Raw genomic sequence first — 568 nt, 5'->3', positions numbered from 1 at the left:
TGTTGCCAGAAAATAGATACAGCAAAACCAACAGCAGCAATCTCCCCTGGTCCAGTAAGATTAAAATACTTAGCAACAGGTCCGGCTAAAAAGAAAGCAGAACAGAAACCACCAAAAATGTATATAACTCTTTTAGTAGTTGTATTATACTTCTCGTTTGTCAGTACACCAATTACTGAACCACAAGCACTAGCACCAATAAGCCATATAAATTTTTCACTTATATGGTCGTATAGATTCATTTATTCTTTGCCTTAATCTTATGAGCTTTACTCATGGCAATAGCAACAGCTTGATTACGTGGTTTACCAGCAGCCATTTCTGTACGAATATTTGAACTAATAGCAGCAGGACTGCTACCTGATTTTAATGGCATTATTTCACCTCCATACTGGAGTTAACGAAGTAGTATTGTTTATCAATGTCAGCACACAAATCTTGAAGTTTGTTCTGAGTAACAGCATCAATACCAACATCAGCAATTAGTTCTTGAACATTCTTAGAAATGCAAGTTAATGTTAGTTTCATATCTTTAAGCATTTCTTCAGCAGTCATAGCACGTTCTGCT

Annotated in this window: 3 protein-coding genes; all 3 read right to left on the bottom strand. The window is 35.9% G+C overall.

Going from position 1 to position 568, the window contains the following annotated elements; genetic code table 11:
• Positions 1-242: hypothetical protein (locus N1032_RS26925; RefSeq protein WP_259543752.1), on the bottom strand; the 242-nt coding region annotated here is incomplete at its 3' end.
• Positions 239-376, bottom strand: coding sequence for a hypothetical protein (locus tag N1032_RS26920; protein ID WP_259543751.1), 138 nt, complete (start codon positions 374-376; stop codon positions 239-241). The genes N1032_RS26920 and N1032_RS26925, both read right to left, overlap by 4 nt.
• Positions 376-568: hypothetical protein (locus N1032_RS26915; RefSeq protein WP_259543749.1), on the bottom strand; the 193-nt coding region annotated here is incomplete at its 5' end. The genes N1032_RS26915 and N1032_RS26920, both read right to left, overlap by 1 nt.

Origin of the sequence: Herbiconiux daphne (assembly GCF_024979295.1) — a bacterium.
Taxonomy (GTDB): Bacteria; Actinomycetota; Actinomycetes; order Actinomycetales; family Microbacteriaceae; genus Herbiconiux; species Herbiconiux daphnes.
The sequence above is the reverse complement of the archived record's forward strand: the minus strand, read 5'-3'. Positions and strand labels throughout refer to the sequence as shown.

What these genes read in the sequence shown, in the direction of transcription:
- N1032_RS26920 (WP_259543751.1), bottom strand. Translation starts at nt 376, where the DNA reads ATGCCATTAAAATCAGGTAGCAGTCCTGCTGCTATTAGTTCAAATATT.